Annotated in this window: 17 protein-coding genes and 1 tRNA gene; 10 read left to right on the top strand and 8 right to left on the bottom strand. The window is 46.6% G+C overall.

Going from position 1 to position 20,223, the window contains the following annotated elements:
- The 9 genes from KWJ01_RS21545 to KWJ01_RS21585 all read left to right on the top strand — a co-directional run bounded on the left by KWJ01_RS21545 (position 1) and on the right by KWJ01_RS21585 (position 11,405).
- Positions 1-1,200 (top strand): efflux RND transporter periplasmic adaptor subunit, encoded by a 1,200-nt coding sequence (locus KWJ01_RS21545; protein ID WP_224999184.1) that lies wholly within the window; start codon positions 1-3, stop codon positions 1,198-1,200.
- Positions 1,201-1,202: 2 nt separating this feature from the next.
- Positions 1,203-1,949: an ABC transporter ATP-binding protein gene (locus KWJ01_RS21550; protein WP_255651162.1), complete on the top strand. Its 747-nt coding sequence runs from the start codon at positions 1,203-1,205 to the stop codon at positions 1,947-1,949.
- The gene (locus tag KWJ01_RS21555) at positions 1,946-3,166 is read left to right on the top strand and encodes an ABC transporter permease (RefSeq protein WP_224999185.1); all 1,221 of its coding nucleotides are present in this window, start codon (positions 1,946-1,948) and stop codon (positions 3,164-3,166) included. Before KWJ01_RS21550 ends, KWJ01_RS21555 begins: the two co-directional genes overlap by 4 nt.
- A 9-nt stretch (positions 3,167-3,175) precedes the next feature.
- Positions 3,176-4,429, top strand: coding sequence for a hypothetical protein (locus tag KWJ01_RS21560; protein WP_224999186.1), 1,254 nt, complete (start codon positions 3,176-3,178; stop codon positions 4,427-4,429).
- A 64-nt stretch (positions 4,430-4,493) separates the two neighbouring features.
- Positions 4,494-4,907 (top strand): hypothetical protein, encoded by a 414-nt coding sequence (locus KWJ01_RS21565; RefSeq protein WP_224999187.1) that lies wholly within the window; start codon positions 4,494-4,496, stop codon positions 4,905-4,907.
- 85 nt (positions 4,908-4,992) lie between these two features.
- Complete coding sequence (locus tag KWJ01_RS21570; RefSeq protein ID WP_224999188.1) at positions 4,993-5,766, top strand: carboxypeptidase-like regulatory domain-containing protein; 774 nt, start codon at positions 4,993-4,995, stop codon at positions 5,764-5,766.
- Between the two features lie 311 nt (positions 5,767-6,077).
- Complete coding sequence (locus tag KWJ01_RS21575; protein ID WP_224999189.1) at positions 6,078-8,603, top strand: PAS domain S-box protein; 2,526 nt, start codon at positions 6,078-6,080, stop codon at positions 8,601-8,603.
- Positions 8,603-9,028, top strand: a complete 426-nt coding sequence (locus tag KWJ01_RS21580; RefSeq protein WP_224999190.1) for a response regulator — start codon at positions 8,603-8,605, stop codon at positions 9,026-9,028. Before KWJ01_RS21575 ends, KWJ01_RS21580 begins: the two co-directional genes overlap by 1 nt.
- Positions 9,029-9,143: 115 nt before the next feature.
- Entirely contained in the window at positions 9,144-11,405 is a 2,262-nt protein-coding gene (locus KWJ01_RS21585; RefSeq protein WP_224999191.1) for an ATP-binding protein, read from the top strand.
- A 183-nt stretch (positions 11,406-11,588) separates the two neighbouring features.
- On the opposite strand, the gene KWJ01_RS21590 is transcribed toward KWJ01_RS21585, so the two are convergent.
- The 8 genes from KWJ01_RS21590 to KWJ01_RS21625 all read right to left on the bottom strand — a co-directional run bounded on the left by KWJ01_RS21590 (position 11,589) and on the right by KWJ01_RS21625 (position 19,328).
- Positions 11,589-12,971 carry a DUF3526 domain-containing protein gene (locus KWJ01_RS21590; protein WP_224999192.1) on the bottom strand — a complete coding sequence of 461 codons (1,383 nt, stop codon included), beginning with the start codon at positions 12,969-12,971 and terminating at the stop codon, positions 11,589-11,591.
- A gap of 1 nt (position 12,972) precedes the next feature.
- Entirely contained in the window at positions 12,973-14,394 is a 1,422-nt protein-coding gene (locus KWJ01_RS21595; protein ID WP_224999193.1) for a DUF3526 domain-containing protein, read from the bottom strand.
- A 2-nt stretch (positions 14,395-14,396) separates the two neighbouring features.
- Positions 14,397-15,107 (bottom strand): ABC transporter ATP-binding protein, encoded by a 711-nt coding sequence (locus tag KWJ01_RS21600; protein ID WP_255651163.1) that lies wholly within the window; start codon positions 15,105-15,107, stop codon positions 14,397-14,399.
- A 133-nt stretch (positions 15,108-15,240) separates the two neighbouring features.
- On the bottom strand, positions 15,241-15,393 hold the full coding sequence (locus tag KWJ01_RS21605; protein ID WP_224999194.1) for a hypothetical protein: 153 nt from the start codon (positions 15,391-15,393) through the stop codon (positions 15,241-15,243).
- A 375-nt stretch (positions 15,394-15,768) separates the two neighbouring features.
- Entirely contained in the window at positions 15,769-16,050 is a 282-nt protein-coding gene (locus KWJ01_RS21610; RefSeq protein WP_224999195.1) for a hypothetical protein, read from the bottom strand.
- A 266-nt stretch (positions 16,051-16,316) separates the two neighbouring features.
- A tRNA-Thr gene (locus KWJ01_RS21615) sits at positions 16,317-16,389 on the bottom strand.
- A 168-nt stretch (positions 16,390-16,557) separates the two neighbouring features.
- Positions 16,558-18,708 (bottom strand): DUF349 domain-containing protein, encoded by a 2,151-nt coding sequence (locus KWJ01_RS21620; RefSeq protein ID WP_224999196.1) that lies wholly within the window; start codon positions 18,706-18,708, stop codon positions 16,558-16,560.
- Between the two features lie 38 nt (positions 18,709-18,746).
- Positions 18,747-19,328, bottom strand: coding sequence for a YqgE/AlgH family protein (locus KWJ01_RS21625; RefSeq protein ID WP_224999197.1), 582 nt, complete (start codon positions 19,326-19,328; stop codon positions 18,747-18,749).
- Positions 19,329-19,504: 176 nt separating this feature from the next.
- Here KWJ01_RS21625 and KWJ01_RS21630 point away from each other — a divergent pair, with 176 nt between their 5' ends.
- Positions 19,505-20,164: a deoxynucleoside kinase gene (locus KWJ01_RS21630; RefSeq protein WP_224999198.1), complete on the top strand. Its 660-nt coding sequence runs from the start codon at positions 19,505-19,507 to the stop codon at positions 20,162-20,164.
- Positions 20,165-20,223: the final 59 nt, after the last annotated feature.

The following is a 20,223-nucleotide window of genomic DNA, read 5'->3' on the forward strand; positions in this document are numbered from 1 at the left end:
ATGAAAAAGAAAAATATAGTAATTATAGCTGTAATGCTCCTGCTGGCAGCAGCGGTAGTAGTGCTACTGCCGGCTTTACAACCTAAAGAGGAGCCGGTGCAGTGGCAAACAAGCCCTGTAGAAAAGGGTGAGATCACCGTAGAGGTAAGTGCTAGCGGAACCCTGGATGCAAAAAAAGAAGTAGAGGTAGGCACGCAGGTATCAGGCAGAATAGAACGAATACTGGTGGATTTTAACGACAGGGTTAAAAAAGGCCAGGTGCTGGCAGTGCTTGATACTACCAACCTCTATGCCAGCCTAGTAGATGTTAATGCATTACTGAACCGGGCCGAACTGCAGCTTAAACAGGCACAGTGGGCGTACGAGCGCAGCTACCAGCTGGTAGAAGCCGAGGTAATTTCAGAGCAGGCCTTTCAGCAGGCAGAGGTTGCCTTCGAAGTAGCCCTCAACGAGGTTCGCTCCGCAGAGGCCAGCTACCAGAAAGCACTGCAAAACCTGGAATATGCCATTATTAAATCTCCGGTAGATGGTGTTGTGGTATCCATAGAGGTAGAAGAAGGCCAGACCGTTGCAGCCAATTTCAGTACGCCTACATTGTTCAAGCTGGCAGAAGACCTCTCCCAGATGAAGCTTGAAGCAAAGATAGATGAAGCTGACATCGGGCAGATCAGGGAAGGGCAGCAGGTACACTTTACCGTAGATGCTTATCCTGGCAGTAGTTTCACCGGCAGTGTAAACCAGATACGGGTACAGCCAACCGTGAACCAGAACGTAACGCAGTACGATGTGATCATTGATGTTGCCAACAAAGACCGCAAACTGCTGCCGGGCATGACTACAGATCTGGTGGTTGTAGTAGCACAGAAAGAAGATGTATGGCGCATACCCAACAGTGCGCTCTATTTTAATCCTTCTGAGTCAGCAGCACCACAGGCAGCTTCCTTAGTAGCATCACAACCGGACATCGATCACTCATCTGAAAAAACCGGCAGCATCTGGGTACTAACAGTCAACAATGAACTTCGCAGAGAAGAGGTTATCCTGGGTTTGTCTAACGATATCTATACAGAAATAAAAATCAAAGGCGAACCTTTTACCCGCGTGATCACGGGGCAGCAGACAGAAAAAACTGTTGCAGAGCAGTCTGGAGGCTTATTCCCCTCACCTCCCAAAGGTAAAAGACCACCACAGCCATTATAAACATGAATAAAATAATAGAAGTACAGGATTTAAGGAAAACCTTTCACCTGGACGAAATAAAAGTAGAAGCCCTGAAAGGCATTGGGCTGGAAGTAACAGAGGGCGAGTTTGTGGCCGTAATGGGTACCAGTGGCTCGGGCAAATCTACCTTCATGAACATTGCAGGCTGCCTGGATAGAGAATTTAAGGGTAAGTACTGGCTGGATGGTATTGATGTCACCCAGCTAAGTGAACACCAGCTGGCAGATATCCGCAACAAAAAAATCGGCTTTGTATTTCAGTCGTACAACCTGCTGGCCCGTACCACCGCTTACGAAAATGTAGAGCTCCCCCTCCTCTATGGCAATATAAAGCTCAGTACAAAGCAACACAGGGAGACGGTGATGGAAAAGCTGGCCGACGTAGGCCTTGCCGACAGGTACGATCGTTACCCCAACCAGCTTTCTGGCGGACAGCAGCAGCGGGTAGCCATTGCACGTGCGCTGGTAAGTAATCCTGCCATTATACTGGCTGATGAGCCTACCGGCAACCTCGATACGCGCACCAGCTATGAAATTATGGAACTGCTTCAGCAGCTTAACGAGCAGGGCAAAACAATTTTAATTGTAACCCACGAGCAGGATATTGCCGCCTTTACCAGCCGGAAGGTAGTGTTCAGGGATGGCAGGATTGTACAGCAGCAGCGGGTGGATCAGCCAAAAAATGCAAGCCGTATGCTGCAGGAACAACTTTTACAGGAGGCATCATGAAGCTCCTAAACCTGATTAAAATAGCCATGCGCTCGCTTCAAAAGAACGGCATGCGCTCCTTTCTTACCATGCTGGGCATCATTATTGGCGTGGGTTCTGTAATTGCACTTGTTGCCATTGGCAATGGATCGAGCCAGAGCATACAGTCCAATATACAGAAGCTGGGCACCAACATGATCACCATTATGCCCGAAGCCTCCAGAGATGCAGGTGTTAGACAGGGAGCCGGCAGCGCTACCAGCCTTACACTGTCTGATGTAGGGGCCATTCAGGAGCAGGTAAAATGGGTTAGCAATGTTTCGCCAGTTGCCAGCACACAGGTGCAGGTCATCAGTGGCAACAGGAACTGGCGCACCAGTGTATACGGTACCTATCCCGAGTACTTCCACATCAGAAACTTAAGCCTGCAGGCGGGGCGCCTTTTTACCGTTACAGATGGGCAGCAGCTGCGCAAAGTATGCCTGGTAGGTGCTACGGTAGCCAAAGAGCTTTTTGGCAGTGCCTCCAATGTGGTGGGCAGGAACATCCGCCTCAATAATACTCCATTTACGATCATTGGGGTACTGGCAGAAAAAGGCCAGAGCGGTTTTGGGCAGGATCAGGACGATATCGTGCTGGCGCCCTTTGCCACCATCCAGAGCCGTATGCTTGGCACTACCCATACCAGCCAGATCTACGCCTCTGCCACCAGTGAAGAAAATGTTACAGCCGCCGTTACAGCTATTGAAAAGCTGCTGCGCCAGCGGCACAACATCATGCCAGGTGCCGAAGATGATTTCTCCATCCGCACCATGTCCGAGATAAAAGAAACCCTTGGTTCTGTTACATCGGCCCTTACCCTGCTGCTGGCAGCTGTAGCCAGTATTTCTTTATTAGTGGGCGGGGTTGGTATCATGAATATCATGCTGGTATCGGTAACAGAGCGTACACGCGAGATTGGCATCCGATTGTCAGTAGGTGCCAAAGCCCGGGATATACTCCTGCAGTTCTTAACTGAATCGGTATTCCTCTCCATTATAGGCGGCCTTATTGGTGTTGCCCTGGGCATGGGTGCTGCTGTGCTTGTAAGTAAAATGTTAAACTGGCAGGTTGTTTTCTCCACCTCTGCTGTACTTGTGTCTTTTTTATTTTCCTCTGCCATAGGCGTTTTCTTTGGCTGGTATCCTGCACAAAAAGCTGCCAAAATGGATCCTATCCAGGCCCTGAAATTTGACTAACCTTATTCCATGAACATCTTGAAATCTGCTTCTTTCTGCCTCCTGCTGCTGCTGCTCACTTGCAGTTTAGCAACTGCCCAGACCATGGCAGGCTCTCCCTATTCTGTGTTTGGCATTGGCGATCGTTATAACAGGGGCTTTGGCACCAACCGATCGCTGGGCGGTTCTGGTATCGGGCTTCGCGATGGATTTTCGCTTAACAACCTGAACCCGGCTTCATACACGGCAATCAGCGCTCCTTTTACCCAGCTTACCCAGTTTGGGCTGGCAGTTACCATGGCTAACCAAAGCAATGGAGAAACAAGCAGGAGCAGCACTGATCTTAGTTTTCCCGGCTTAGCCTTGTGGTTTCGCCTTAACCCAAAACTGGCTAGCAGCATAGGCCTGGTCCCCTACAGTAAGGTAGGCTATTCGCTTAGCACAAGCCAGACCTTTAGTGGTGTTTCCGGTCAGCAGCAGGTAAGCTATGAGGGCAGTGGCGGCTTAAACCAGCTCTACTTGGGTGGCGCATACGAGCTGTTTAAAAACTTCTCGGTGGGTGCACATGCATCTTATATATTTGGTCCCATCCAGGAAGATCAGTCCCTAGCCGCATCTGCATATAACAATGACATTACCATACATAAAAACCTGTTTCTGAACACCTTTAACCTGGACTTTGGCCTGCAGTATACCTTAGCGGTTCAAAGATCTGTGTTTACCCTGGGAGCGGTATATGATTACAAAAGCAGGTTAAAGGGTAGCTACTCCGTTAGTGTTCGGGAAGGCACCATAGATGCCAGTGAACTGGTACAGGAAACAAGTGAAGCAGCAGAAAACTACATGCTGCCCGACACCTATGGTGCCGGGTTAAGCTGGACCTACAACAAAAAGATCAGGTTAACTGCAGATGCCTCATTCGAAGATTGGGCAGCAGCCACCTTTGAAGAGCAGGGTTACAGCCTGCGCGACAGCAGGCGCCTTTCTGCCGGTCTGTCTTTTCTGCCCGACAGGGCTGCAGCATCTTATGTAAAGCGAATAGGCTTAGATGCAGGCCTTTTTCACGAAAACACTTACCTGGTGGTTGATGGAAATGGATTAGACAGGTATGGATATTCTGTTGGGCTGAACTTACCTGTCTCTTCCACGCTGATCGGGCTTTCCTTTGAGCAGTCAAACCGCGCACCGGAGATATCCGGCAGCCTGATTTCAGAAAGATACAGTCAAATCTCCATCAACCTTTCCCTCTTTGACATCTGGTTTGTAAAATCAAAATATGATTAAGCTGTCATACAGCACTAAAAATGCTAAGTCAGTGTATCCAGATCCTTCGCTAAATTTTGCATCCATGATTCTGAAAAAAACTGGCCCCGATTGTATACTGCTGATCTGTAAAGACCAGCAGGAGCTGCTTTTAAACAAGCTACTGCTCCAGAAACTAAATGTTGCCTGTGCCGTCATAGCGGTAGACAGCCAGTTCAAGGCACTACATTTTATCAGGAAGTTTGCAGGTCAGGGTAAAAAAGACCTGCTCATTTTACTGGATAACTCAATATCGATGCAGGGTGGCTATAGTTTTTACTACGACCTGGATGAACTAAAGCCATCCTGCTTTGAACATATTTACATATACCTGCTGACCCGGCTATTAAAAAGCCAGGTGTTCACAGAGTCAGGAAATCAAAATATCTATGGATACATCGACCTGCCACTCTCGAGCGAAAAAATCTTCAAAGTAATTGCACAAATAAACCGTAGCTAGCGCTTGTACACACATGCGCTGACTACTATAAATCGCTGTAACAGGCGTAAAACAGAATCTCCGTCTCCCCTCCTTCTTCATTACCTTGAAAAAGCTTCTTCTCTGTCTGTTTTCCATTTTAGGGCTGCTGATAACTGCCCGTGGGCAGGGCCAGCCTATCATTAAAGGCAGGGTAGTACTTGCTGCCGATACTGCCAAGCCGCTACCTTACGTACAGATCCTGAACAAAAAACGTGGCAACGGCACCCTTAGTAATCCCGATGGTTACTACCAGCTAAAAGCCGCTCCGGGAGACAGCATAGAGTTCAGGATGATTGGCTTTGAAAATACCCGGATTGCCTTTTCAGAACTGGAGAAAAAAGGTTTTCTACTCCCAATGAAGGAGCGAATAGTAACAATGCAGGCGGTAACCATTCGTAGCCCCAGGCAAAGCTATAAACAGTTCGCCCCTGAACAGAAAAGCGAGGATCCCTACGTAGGTTACCGCAGCGTTAAGCCCAGTGGCCTCGACCCTGCAGATCAGAAGATAGGCCTTGGCACCACTGGCAGCGGAGCTGTACTGGAAGGGGCCGTTACTGAATTTGCAAACCTGTTTAACAAAAAGGAAAAGCAGCGCAAAAAGATACGGGAGCTAAAGGCAAAAGACCGTGAAGAACAATATTACAAAGCCCTGTACGACTACTGGTTCGACGAAGCAACAGTGGCCAGACTCACTGGTTATAAAGATAAGGACCTTGCAGAATTTATAGCCTTCTGCAAACCCACCCTCAGCTTTCTGGAAGAAACCACAGAATACCAGCTTATACTTACTATAAGGCAGTATCAGCAGCAGTACGAATTGCTGTCCGATAGAAATTGATGCAGCATAACCGGGTTGCAATACTCCGGCTCATCATCCGGATAAGGTTTAATTTTTAGCCGGGGGTCCAGCCTTTTAATTAACCACATCAACGCATATCACTGCTTTACTTCATACTACTATACCTGTTTACAGGCTCATTGAAGAGGAACTAGGGCTGCCTGCTGACTCATTACGCCATTATTGGTAAATAAAAAAGCAGAATACCGAGCAAAAATGTGTAAACATCGTTATTCTGTACAGACAGAGCCTTAATGTACTTTACCAGTTGAATGAAGGAAAAGCCCCGATGTTTAAGTTTTGATAAGCTAATGCAGTATTCTCCTGATCTGATTTTTATTTTGGATCAGGAAGGAATCCTTGTTGAGATCAATAGAGCATGCAGCTCTCTTTTGGGATACGATGTACAGGAGTTGATTGGAACATCTATCAAAGATCTTGTATATGCCGCAGACCTGGATGAGACACTTATGCTTCTCGATGCCATAGTTGGAGGAAGCAAAAGTAATTATCACGAAAACCGCCTGGTACACAAAACAGGCAGCGTGATAGACGTAAGCTGGACAATTGGCTGGTCTGAAGAAGATGGATACTTGTTTTGCGTTGGCCGTAGTGGTGCAGCCAATTTAAAAGCCGAGTATTCTAAAGTTAAAGAAGATTTTAATATAGGTAGAGCACAGCACCATGAACTGACTGAGCACGCCTCAGGCGTGCTCGATATGCTCGACACAGACGGCGGCTATATTTATGCAGGAGGCGCTATAAATAAAAGGTTGGGGTACTCATCCGAAGAGCTTATAGGCCAGAACGTTTTTGACTACATTCATCGGGATGATGTAAAAAAATTTAAAGAAGCCTGGATAAAACTAAACAACCTGCCGCTTTTGCAGGTACCAGGTTATCGCTTTTTAGCAGCGAATGGAGAGTGGCGGTGGCTGGAAACCATTTTAAGCAATCAGCGCTATAATCCTGAAGTCAACGCTATCATTTTGATTTCACAAGATATTACGGAGCAAAAGAAAAGCTGGGTAAAAACCGAGGATAGCGATCAGCGGTTTAGATCCCTGTTCGAGAACAATCCGGACATGGTTGTGTATGAAAACAAGAAAGGTGTTATCCTTGATGTAAATCGTGCTGCGGAGACTATTTTCGGGTTTGAGCGGCACGAGCTCATAAACAGAACCCCTTCAGCAATATTTCCCGCCGCAACCTTACCCCTTTTTTATGAAAGACTGCAGGAGGCTGCAGCCGGAAAACAGGTAAACTTCGAGGCTGAAATCGAATTCAGGAAGACTGGCAAGCATGTTCTTGATATCAAGAAAATACCTGTAGTTGTTGATGAACAGCTTGTGGGCATTTTTACTGTTGCAAAAGATATAACAGCTGTCAGGCAGTCGTTCAACATTATAAAAAAACAGGCTAATAAGCTTAACACTATTTTTGAAAGCCTGACGGACGCATTTTTTACACTGGATAGAGACTGGAACCTTACCTACATCAACAGCGAGTTTGATCGCCTGCTGCAGACCAATAAAAAAGAAAATATAGGCAGGAAACTTTGGGAAGTTTTTCCTGAAGAAAAGAATGGTGTTTTTTACAGGCACTACAAACACGCAATGGAAACAGGAGCTGCAGCTCACTTTGAGGCCTACCTTAGCCGTCTAAATGCCTGGTTTGAAGTAAAAGCATTTGCTTCTGAAGAAGGCCTTTCGGTTTACTTCTCTGATATTACCAACAGAATTATTGCACAGGAAGAATTAAAAAAGCTTTCTGTAGTGGCCAGTAAAACCCATAATGGTGTAATCATAGCAGATAAAAGCGGGGTGATTGAATGGGTGAATGACAGCTTTACCCATATTACAGAATACACAGCCGATGAACAATATGGTAAAAGTATTATTGATTTATTTACAGGTGCCGGCACATTACAGGAAAATGCCAGACATGCTGTAAGTAAGATTATCAGCAGCAGTTTTTTTGAGGCAGAAGTTCCGTTTACGGCAAAGAGTGGCAGGGAATTGTGGCTTGAAATTGGCGTTACACTTATCAAAGATACAGAGGGGAGTGTAACCCGCTATATTGTGATGATTTCAGATATTACACTGCAAAAGCAGGCAATTCTGGAGCGTAACCAGTTTATAGAAGTGTTACAAAGTAGTAACCAGTCGCTGCATGAGTTTACACACGTAGTTTCGCACAAACTGCGATCCCCTGTAGCCAACATACTTGGTTTAACTTCTCTGTTCAATTTACCTGATATAGATAATGCTACTAAAGAAGAGGTTATCGATAAATTAGGTACTGCTGCTCACAACCTGGATTCAGTGATCAGAGACCTGAATCATGTTTTGTCTCTTCGGGATTCATTTGACCTGGAAAAAACTAATGTTCAATTCGATGATGTGCTTAACCGGGTTATCCTGCTCCTGCAGGATCAGCTCACACAGTCACAGGTGGAGATCAGGCGGGATTTTAGCCTTGCTCCCAGCGTGTATGCCATAGAACACTACCTGCTCGATATTATGTATAACCTGCTGAACAACGCCATAAAATTCCAGGGTTCAGAAGAAAAACCACTGGTTGAAGTATACACCCAAGCGGAAGAAGACTTTATTGTACTTGTCGTGAAGGATAACGGGATTGGGTTTGATCTGGATAAACATAGAAACGACGTATTTGGTATGTACAAGCGCTTTCATTCACATGTTGGAGGTAAAGGTCTTGGCTTGTACCTGGTTAAAACACAGGTTGAAACAATGGGTGGTAGAATTAGCGTAAATAGTAAGAATGGAGCAGGTAGTAAATTTGAAATTTATTTCAGGAAAATTGATAAGTGATGTCAGTAGCTATTTATAACACGGTATGGCTGATAGATGATGACGAACTTGCAAATTATGTAAATGAAAAGATCATTAGTTCGCAGCATTTTGCTAAATCAACTGTAGTGTTTACAACTGTTGATGAGGCTGTTGCTTCTCTTGATTTGGCTGCAGGGCAAAAAGGCACTGGGTTTCCGGATATAGTATTTTTAGATATGGAGATGCCGGGCTTAGACGGCTGGGATTTCATTGAAGCGTTTCAACGCTTGTCTCCTGATGTGAAAAAGCAGTGTAAACTGTATATGTTATCTTCTTCAATAGACAAGTCTGATGCAGAACGGGCAATGGCATACGAAGACATTTGTTGTTTTATTTCTAAACCTCTTACTACAGATGTGCTCCAAACAATTATGGATTCAAAACCTGGCAGCAGCCAATCATAGGTAACACACTCTTAAGAGCAGAACTTTATGGCCGGCACGAGTTTATTGCCAGTTGACAGAAATTAATAATACCTGCTAGTAAAGGCTATTTTATATTTTTTTCCTCCAGATAAGTATGCAGCAGCATTATAACCAAAAGTTCGATCTTACTAACTGCGATAAAGAACCTATCCATCTTATAGGCAAGATCCAACCTCATGGTTTACTTTTCATCCTTAACAAAAAAACTTTACACATTGAGCAGGCAAGCGGGAATACCGGTGATTTTCTGGATGTAGCCCCCACAGAAGTTATTGGGAAGCCACTGGAAACATTAATCTCCCCTCATGAATCTACTGTGCTTATGCAACAGTTATTAGCTTCTGACATAACCAAAGTTCAGTTGATCAGGCTAAGAGGTAAGCAGTTCCTCGGCTTTGTGCATGAGTCTTCCGGTAAGATCATTTTGGAAGGAGAACCCTACGAACCTATCACTGCAGATGAGGCCCTTCGCAATTTCAAAATTTTAGGAGAACAACAGTCTGCCATTAACCAGCTTGATACTGTAGAAAGCATTACCGGTTCTATTACAAAAGCTGTACAATCCATTACAGATTATGACCGGGTGTTAGTTTTTCAGTTTGATCAGGACTGGAATGCTGCAGTGGTGGCAGAAACCAGGAAGCCCGGCATTCATTCATTTGCCGGGCATCACTTTCCGGCCACGGATATTCCAAAACCTGCAAGAGATTTGTTGAGGATCAAACCAGTTCGGCATATACCTGATGTGCTTGCCCCTGCTGTTAATATTTTATACCCCACATCCACACCCGATGCTCTACCTGTTGACCTGATGCAGTCGGAGTTCCGGTACCCTTCAGAAATTCATCTGGAATATCTGAGAAATATAAATGCTTTTGGTTCCCTATCAATTTCTATCATCTTAGAGGGTAAATTATGGGGTCTAATCTCCTGCAGTAATGAGCAGGCAAAGTTTATCAATTACTGGAAGAGGGAGTTGTGCGATCAGTTAGCCAGGGCATGTGCAAACAAGCTTATTTCCAGCCACGAAAAACGCAATTACCAGCGCTTTAGCGAATTCAAGCATATCGAAAGCAAACTTGTTGAGCAGGTAGCCTGCAGCGATGACATCATAAAAGGTTTATTCAGGCACCCCCTGAACTTGCTGGATATTACAGGTGCTACGGGTGCAGCAATGCTGCTGGATAACAGGATTGAAACCCTTGGTGTTACTCCAGCAGAAACCCAAATCAAAGAGCTGGTAGAGTGGCTCAGTAAAAAAGGTTCCGATACCGTATTCTACACCAGGGAGCTAAGCAGGGATTATGATGCTGCCGCTAGCTATACAGATACAGCCAGCGGACTTTTAGCCCTGGAAGTTTCGAGGTACAACAGGGAATACCTGCTCTACTTTAAAGCAGAGATCAGGGAAAAAAGGATTTGGGCGGGTAACCCCGAGAAATTCTTCAGCGACGATCTTAGGATTCATCCTCGTAAATCTTTTGAACAGTGGGAAGAGGTAATAAAAGGTAAGTCCCTGCCCTGGTCTGTAAATGATGTAGAAATAGCACAGTTGCTGTTAAAGGACATCATTGCCATCAGGTTAAGAAATCAGGCGCTAAGGCTTGAAGAGCTAAGTGAGGAATATCAGGCATCTTCAGAAGGCTACAAAATGAAAAATAAGCAACTGGAGGATTTTGCGCACATCATCACCCATAACCTTCGTTCGCCACTTAGTAACATCCAGGCCCTGTATTCCATTTACAAAAGCACTCCTAATGATGCAGACATTCCCTTTTTTCTCGAGAAAATAAAAGTCGCCAGCGATAACATGATGGCGACTATTGATGATCTCTATGTCATTCTCAAAACAAGGGTTGGCTACCAGGTACGCCATGAGGTTGTGAATGTAGAGGAGCTAGTTGATAAAGAAATTCAAAACCTATCAGCTGCTATTATTCAATCAGGAGCTAAGCTTACGCTGGACCTTGGCGTGAAACGACTCAGGAGTTTTAAACTGTACCTGGAGAGCATCATTCATAACCTGCTTTCAAATGCATTGAAATATAGTGCCCCTGAAAGAGCACCCCATGTAAAAATCACGACCTGGCGTGACAAAGACTCCGTTTATCTTTCGGTAAGCGACAATGGTATAGGCATAGACCTGAAGAAATATGGCAGCAAGCTTTTTGGTCTTTATAAAACCTTTCATCCGAATTACAACTCCAGGGGTCTGGGACTTTATCTTACAAAAATGCAGGTCGAGTCTTTGGGCGGGAGTATCACTGTAGAAAGTACAGCAGGTAGCGGTACAACCTTTACCGTTGCACTTGGCACTTCCGAAGCAACTTCTGTTTCCTCTTCAAAGAATCGCTGAAGAGAACAAAAGGTTTAGGCTGTGTCTGATGAACACTCTTGGATCCAAAAATGATGAAATTTGCCCCTGGGCAAAGGTTCTTTTCTGATGCCGGAGGTTATTCGTCAGACACAGCCTGGGTTAAGCCAATTTGATTCAGCTCAAAGTTCCAGAATAGTTTTAATGATAGCCTGTTATGCGCTTCTACTTCACCACTGTTTCTTTTAAGCTTAGGAACAGAACTCCTAACACATATACAAATATCACACTTAGCAGGACTTTCACAATTCCACTAAAGGCTGTATCCAAATCCGGACCGCTGCTAAAGCTATGCCGGGGCTCTTTTTCGTAATCGGCATGTGTGAAAGCTACCTGCTTAAAGAGATAGGGGTAATAGAACTCCCGCAGGGAATCGTGGTAATGACTGGCACTTTGCATAAAAGCCAGGTGTGCGGGCAAATCTGTACCCGCAAGAGCATTAAAAATGCCCTGTACATTTACCGGTACCGACATTACATTGAGCCGATCGACCAGCTCATGCCTTGCCAGCAGCCCCCCCTGGTACTGCCGGGCCAGGTCTTCCACGGCTACATCGCCCAGGTGATGGAAAGCATAGTACCAGCGCCAGGCGAATCTTCCCTCTATTTCGGTGGTATCCCGCCACTGCGGATAGCGTGCATAGAAGCGCTCCATGGTTTCCTGCTTGGGCTTGTCCCAGCCTGCATGCACTTCTTCGCGCTGCTCAATTGTAAGGGCCAGTGCCTGCGGCACGGGCTGCTTTACAGCTACGTAAACATTGAGCAGGGCCGGAATCACCACAGTGAGTAACAGCCAAAGCCCCAGCAGTGTAACGGCATTAAAAGCAGAGTTTTGCTGCATGGCTGCCACGCCAAATGCCAGCCCAAACCAGAAAAGGCAATACAGCACTACCACGCCTAACCAAAGTGCAATACGCACATCGGGCACAACCCCAGCCCACAGCATGGCGATAAGGGAAAGCAGCAGCGCCAGCCCCAGCACCAGCATAATGCGAAAAACCAGCTTTGCCGCCACAATGAGGGGCAGGCCTATGGGCTGCGACAGCAGCAGGGGGAGCGTGCCCTGCTCCTTTTCCACCGAAAGAAGGTTAAAGCTCAGGCCAATGATGAAGAGGGGAAACAGGTACACCAGCACAAAGGCCAGGTCAAAATTGCCAGAGAGAACCTTCAGGGGGTTGATGTTCTCAGTATCGTAGAGCTGCGACTGCAGGTTGAGCAGCCGCAGCCTGATGTAATAAGGATTCACATCGCGCTGCCCCAGAGAGAGTCCTGCCCAGGAGTCGGGATGGTTTACAGCAAAGGTAGAGTGGTAGTAGCCGATATCACCAGCCTCTACCTCTCCGGGATATTTTTGTTTGAGCTCATCTATGTTATGCTCAGTGAGCTGGGCCAGGTCTGCAATGTTTTCCCGCTGCCGCACTATTTCGGTATTGCCGTAGTAAATACCATAGAGCCCGGCCATCAGCGTGAGCAGGCTTAAGATCAGCAAGCCCCTGTCGGCCCTGAAGTTGAGCCATTCGTATTTTATGAGTATCCGGAATTTTTTCATCTTATACAATCTTGGTGTTATCAATCAGCCGCATGCCTCCAATGCAGATGCCTATACCCCACAGCAGGAGTCCCAGGAAAGAGATCATATGGTTGGCCAGTGCCCAGCTGGCGTGGGGCGTATCGTATTCAAAGGGCTCAAAAGCACCCCAGGTAGCACTACTCAGCCTTGTTTCCTTGTCGCCATACCTAAGCTGGGTTGCCTGAATATGGTTGAGTTCCTGGGCCAGGTGGTAGCGATAGGTTTCGGCCTTTTGCTGAAAATCAACATAGTGGCCAAAGTCTGAGCCGGCCATGCCCATAGACAGGTGGCGCACCGCCAGGTAAGGATTGAGCAAAGCAGCCCATTCCGAAATGCGGTTTTGTTTCTGGAAAATGCCCATCAGCCTGTTGAAATGCTTCTGGTAAACCTTGCTGCTCTGCTCCTCGCCTACGGCCATCCAGATGCCATCGAAATTCACTGGCAGCTGGTCGAGCGAGCTGGCGCCGTACTTTTTCAACAGCTCCTGCTTTAATGCTTCCGCCCGCTCGTCCTGCGAGTTATGCCCATCGATGCCTTTTACCACTTCTGCGTGCACATCAGCATCCAGTTGTGCACGGGTGGGTGTGGTATATAAGTTGGCACCCAGGTTGGCCGAAGCCTTTGGGATGAGAATGCAGAAAAGGATCCAGATGCCCAGCAAGCTCACCAAAGCCGTGCTGGAGCGCTGGTGCAGGGCCGATACCACTACCGACAGCACCACAAAAACAAAAAAGTACAACCCATAAAACAGGATAAACAGCAGGAGCCGGAGCAGCAGATCACCATCCAGGGCAAAGGCACCCCTGCCGAAAATCAGCAAGCTGGCCAGTGCCAGCGCAGGTGCTACCACCAGGGCTACCACCTTACTATATCCACTTACTTTGGCCCAGGCCAGCTGCCGCAGGGAAACACCCTGGCTCAGCAGCAGTTTGAGGGTGCCATTCTCCTTTTCCTGTGTAAACGCCCCGAAGCAGAGGAAAATGATGAGCAGGGGCAGCAGCATCTGCAGCACAAAGGCTACCGTCATCTCCCCAAAGCGGATGAGCGAGGTGGATTGCTGCGCCTGGCTGAAGTTGGCGCTGTTCTGGCGGTGTGCTTCCATATATACCGAAGCGCCGGTGTAGGAATCTAGCCCGAAATCCAGAAAGCTCAGACTTGATTTCGGGCGGAAGGCGTAGGATCCGTAGTGTGCCATGCGGTGCGGGTGGCGGTCTGCAGAATTGGCAAACTGCTCGTTTACAGTGTGCTGGGCTACTTCTCGCTCCTCCTGCAGGTTCTGATAACTATGCAGGCCTACAATAGTGGCAGACAGCAGCAACAGCAGCACAATCAGGCTCAGGCTTACAAAGCGCCTGTCGCGCAGGGTACTGATGAATTCTTTTTTGGCAATGGTTCTGATCATCCTTACACGTGCATATAATTGAGGTATAGTTTTTCCAGCTCGTTGGCATTGAGCTCGGCAGCCGACAGCACATCTACCAGCTCTCCTTCGCGCATGATGCCCACGCGCGTGCCTACTTCTTTGGAGCGGAAGATATCGTGTGTGGCCATAAAGATGGCTGTACCGCTGGCGCTGAGCCCCAGCAGCAGCTCCGAAAATTCATTGCTGGCTTTAGGGTCGAGGCCAGAAGTGGGCTCGTCGAGCAACAGTACCTGGGCATGTTTGGCCACCGCAATGGCAACACCTACCTTCTGGCGCATGCCTTTGGAATAGCCCCCTACCCTGCGGCTGGCTGCCTCTGCCGGAAGTCCTGCCTGCAGCAGGTAGCGCATCAGCTCATCTTTACTATATTCAAAACCTGCAAGGCTGCTGAACAGGGAAAGGTTCTCCAGGCCCGTGAGGTTGGGGTACAGCATCACATTTTCGGGTATGTAGGCCAGGTATTCCTTTACCTTTGTAAGGTTGCTGGCAACCTCCAGCCCTTTAATATAGGCAGCCCCGGAAGTAGGCTTCAGAAAGCCCAGGAACAGGTTGATGGTAGTGGATTTGCCGGCACCGTTTTGCCCGAGCAGACAAAATATTTCACCCGGCCTGATCTGCAGGTTCAGGTCTTTGAGTGCCAGTTTATCCTGGTACTGTTTGCAGAGCCGCTTTGCTTCTAATATGTATTGCATGGGTTAATGATTATGTTATATCTGTTTTCTGTGAGTAGTTTAAAGGGAGAGGATGCTGCTTTTGCCTTTAGAAGGTATAGCCGATGGTGGCCATGTTGTTTCGCGGGGCACCAGGGCTGGCCCGGAAATATTCCTAACCACCCACCAAGTACTGCTTATCGAAGATGTTGTTCAGGTTAAAGCTGGCTTTAAAGCGGATCAGCTGGTAAAACAGTGCTGCATTGGCCACTAATAACCGGCAGGAGTATGGATTGGCTAGTGCCAGGCAGAATGGTATTGCCGGCAAATGAAAATGCCCGAACCTGGGCTTGTGCAGTATTTATTGTACCCAGGACTGGAGAAACAAACAGGTACAAGAAAGTTAATTTCATGATACGATGGTTTTTAGAGCACTAATAAATCCGGCTTTGTGCCTGGAAGCATTATACCTGGAAAGAAGCAGCGCCTGAAAAATGCCAGGCACATGGCTCCTATGCACATGGCGGTCAATAGCAAATCAGGGAAGCATGGCTACTACCATACAGCTGTTTTAAACACCTGCCACTGATGCAGGCTGCTAGTGATGTAGCTGCAATACCGAGAAGGCATAAGCTGGCAGTTGCACCTATAAGTGCAGCCGGTTAATGAAAGCTGTTAATGGACATGAGGTAGCTTAAGAAGATTAAGCCTGGGGAGGACCTTTGTTGGTCCAGGAAAAGAAGGAAAGTTCGGAGACGCCGGATTTGTATGGTGGTATCTCTTTAACAATAACTGAATTAACAGCAACATCTAATGCCTGCTCATTCAATGGAGGCACTGTATTCTGCTTATTCAGTAGAAAATCACAGATATCACACTTTACCAGAAACTTTTGTAGCGTACCCTTGCTGGCTACCTGCTTATCCTTAAGTGTAACAGAACTATACTGTAAGGTTTCCGAGTGCCTGTGCACGAGTGGCACCATAAGCATCACTAAAAAAATGCATAACAGGAGTACCCCAGAAACCTTATTCAGGCTTCTCATACAGGTTATGATGTTAGGCATCCTCTTGCTCATGCAACAAAGATGCAAATAAAGTCTGATACAAAAAAAGAAGAAGTGAATTTTTGGGATCAATCTGAAAAGTTAGGGATCAAGTTGAAGAATGAATGATCCCAGACTGAATAAAATATCTACCGGTATAAAAGCAAAAACCGCCTTAGAACATATCTAAAGGCGGTTTTCTAATGAGCCCCCAGTCGGAATCGAACCAACGACCTACTGATTACAAGTCAGTTGCTCTACCAGCTGAGCTATGGAGGCTTCTTTTACTCTTTCACCAGCTACAGTCAGTTGCTCTATCTGAGCGCCGAACCGCAGCTAAGCTATGGAGGCTTCTTTACTTTATTCGATCTGCTGTTTGGCGTATCGTTTAAAGTGATGCAAAGGTATATGTTTAGGACTTACCTGTCAATACCTCTGCACAAAAATTTATCCTTCATTGGCAATAACTATTCGCAACTGTTCGCGAAGCTTGTCCAGCTCCTGGCGGGCATCTTCAATTTTTGAAGTAAACTCGTCTTTGAGCTTATCTGCATTTTTAGAGGATGCAAAAAACTCGATGTTATTCTGCCACAGGGAGATATCATTCTCTATCTTGCTCATCTGACGGCGAATATTATTCTCCTTCTGACGTAATTTTCTGTCAGAATCAGGCGTGCTCTTGATACGGCTAAGCTGAGATTGCAGGCGTAATTTTTCTCTGTCTTCCGGAGAAACATCTTTCAGACTCTGAATAAATTTTTCAGTTGCAGCAGAATACGCCTCCCGCACTTTGCCTATGGCATTGCGTGGTACAAAGCCTATATTCTCATACTCTTCTTCAAGGGTAAGGAACTGCTCGATGTCCTGTGCATTGGCGGCAGCCATTTTCTCAATCTGCCCGATGATTTCCATCTTCCGGTTCAGGTTTGCGTCCTGCTCTGCATTGGCAGACTTACCCTGCGAACGCTTACGTTCAAAGAATGCATCAGCAGCAGCCTTGAAGCGTTTGTACACCTCATCGCGCTGCTTTTCAGGTACAGGGCCTATCTCCTTCCAGCGGCGTTGTAACTCCTTGAACCGATCAGCAGTTTCGCCCCAGTTTTCATTATCTTTCAGGCTCTCGGCTTCTGCTACCAGTTCTTCTTTTTGCTGCAGATTTTCTTCGCGCTTGCGCTCCAGCTCTTTAAAGAAGCGGTTCTTATTATTAAAGAAGCCTTTGAATGCTGCCCAGAAATATTTATTAACCTCTTTGGCCACCTGCCTGGGCAGTCCGCCTATCTGCTCCCACTCTTTCTGCAGGGCCAGCAGCTCCTTGGTCTTATCGTTCCAGGCTGTGATCCGATCAGAATCAAATTCTAGGAACTCCTGTACCTTATCGCCAAGCTCGCGTTTCTTCAGCAGGTTTGCCTCAAGTTCCTCATTGAGCACCTTCAGGTGATCACGGCGCTTGTCGTAAACCTTATCAGAAATATCTTTGAAGCGGTTCCAGAGCGGCTCCTGCTCTTCGCGAGGTACCGGACCAATATGCCTGAACTCCTCGTGCAGCTCGCGCAGCTCACGGGTAGCCTGCTTCAGGTTATCGTACTCCAGCAACTTTTCTGCACGTTGTACAATATCCTGCTTGGCCTCCAGGTTCTTGCGACGGTCCAGCTCCTTTAGCTCATACAGAATGCTCCGGTTATTGTAGAAGCGGTCCAGCAGGGCATTATAGTTTGCCCACAGGTTGCTGTTATACTGCGGAGGTACAGGACCTATTTTTTTCCAGTCTTCCTGGATCTTTTTAAGCTCACGAAGGCTGGTGTTGTTTTCTTCAGAATCTACAAATTCGCGCAAACGGGCCAGTACCTCATTCTTTTGCCTGAGGTTATCTTCCCTGATGCGCTGCATATCGGAGAAATGACGGTGCTTCTGTTCGCGTATTCTGCGGTACACCTCCTCGAAACGACGGTCCAGCTCATCGCCATGATAGTCAAAGTCCTCTTCCTCGCCACCTTCAGCCTTAAAGCGGTCAAGCGCTGTTTGGCGCTCATGATGGGTTATTTCATCAAAATAGTGTTTGATGTCATGAACCAGGCGGTCGGCCCTGCGAATATCGGTAAGAGAGATCAGCTCTTCGGCCTGGCGCACCAACTGTGATTTAGAGAGGTTACTGTAGTCTGGGGTAACCTCCTCTTCCTCCTCCTGGGTGTCTTCATCCACAGTACTCTCGTCGTCCACATGGTGGTGCACTACTTCTCCTGTGGTAATATCTTTAGGATCATCCAGATCCGGCACATCATCAGAACTAAGAGTATGATCTACAAAGGGTGTTACTGGTATATCTGCAGCTGTTTGTGCAGGAGCTGCAGCAGCTACCTGGGCTTCATCAGGATTTTCGGCCATGTCTTTTGTATCAGCAGGCGGAGATTCCACTGTATCGGGATCATAACCCTTGCTTTCTTCCTCATTGCGAACCGTAACATCAGGAGACTCTCCTCCCTCACTGGCGTTTGTTTCTGATGTTGGCGCGGTTCCTGATGCGTTTCTGCCTGGTTCCTGCGATTCTTGGCGTTCGCCGGCATTATTTTCCGGCGCGTTTTTTTCCTTATCCGTAGTCATATACAAAAATGGTCAGTTAGCTTAAAAAAGCCTTGCGTTTAGTTTAATCGTGGGTCGGTCGGGTAGTTGGATATCACTTTATATTTTCCGCCCATTTTCTGCAAAATCTCCTTCCAAAGCACATCCGGGTCTGTATCAAAAATATCTTCAGGGGTAGCCCCTTTGTATACAATCCATGTATTTTGCTGAAGCTCCTCTTCCAGCTGCCCCTCTTCCCAACCCGAGTACCCAATAAAGAACTTAAAATCATCAAAATCAAGCCCGCCGGTTTTTACATGCTGCATAAGCTGCTCAAAATTACCACCCCACTGCAAACCCTTGCTGATTTCCTCGCCACCATCTATCAACTCTGTTCTTCGGTGAATAAAATGAAGGGTGTCTTGCTGTACGGGTCCGCCAACATATAGAGTAGCATCGAAAGCTTCTGCATCTTCGAGTACATCGGAGCCTTTGATCAGGCTTGGTTTATTAAGTACAAACCCAAATGAACCTGCACTGCCATGTTCACACATCAGCACAACAGTCCGTGAAAAATTTGGGTCGGGCAAAAAAGGTTCAGAGATCAGCAGGTCCCCTCTTTCAACTTTTACCTCTTTATTATTGTAGTTGAAATCCAACATTAATATAAAAAAATCCTAATGATTAACAAAATAAAGCTTTTGTACTCTGTGTTCTGATATAAAAATACCTAAAAAAGGCATTCTGTTCATTCTTGTTCTCTTTTTTTTACCAGAACAAGATCTTTCCGGCATCCAATTCTTTTTCTGATTACTTTTGCAACCCAACAAATCAGGGTATGTACGTAGCTGTATCTGGAAACATCGGAAGTGGTAAAACCACCCTCACCACAAAACTAGCCAAACACTATGGCTGGCAGGCCGAATTTGAAGCCGTAGACAATAATCCATATCTGGAAGATTTTTATGCCGATATGAAGCGCTGGGCTTTTCACCTGCAGATCTTCTTTCTGAATAGCCGCTTCAAACAGGTAACCGACATTGCCAAACGTGAGTTCACCACCATACAGGACCGAACCATTTACGAAGATGCTTATATCTTCGCTGCTAATCTGTACAAAAGCCAGTTGCTGAATGATCGTGATTACCACAACTACCTGAACCTCTTTCATTCCATGATGGCCTATGCAAAGCCACCAGACCTGCTTATCTACCTCAGGGCAGACATACCCAAACTGGTAAGCCAGATTCAAAAACGCGGACGTTCTTATGAAGATGCCATACGTCTTGACTACTTAAAAAACCTTAACAAGCACTACGAAGAATGGATTGCTAACTACAGCCTGGGGCGTCTGTTGGTGATCGATGTTAACAACCTTGATTTCGTTGACAATGTTGAAGACTTTGCCGGTATTGTTGAAAAAATTGAAGTAGAACTACACGGCCTCTTCAGCGGAGACATGCTGCCCCAGCAGTTATTTCCCTCCGGAAAAAAGTGAGAAGTGAGTGGTTTTTATAACTTGTCCATCAACTAAATGTGCTTATGTGCTAAATATTC

This window comes from Cesiribacter sp. SM1 (assembly GCF_020178975.1).
Classification (GTDB): Bacteria; Bacteroidota; Bacteroidia; order Cytophagales; family Cyclobacteriaceae; genus Cesiribacter.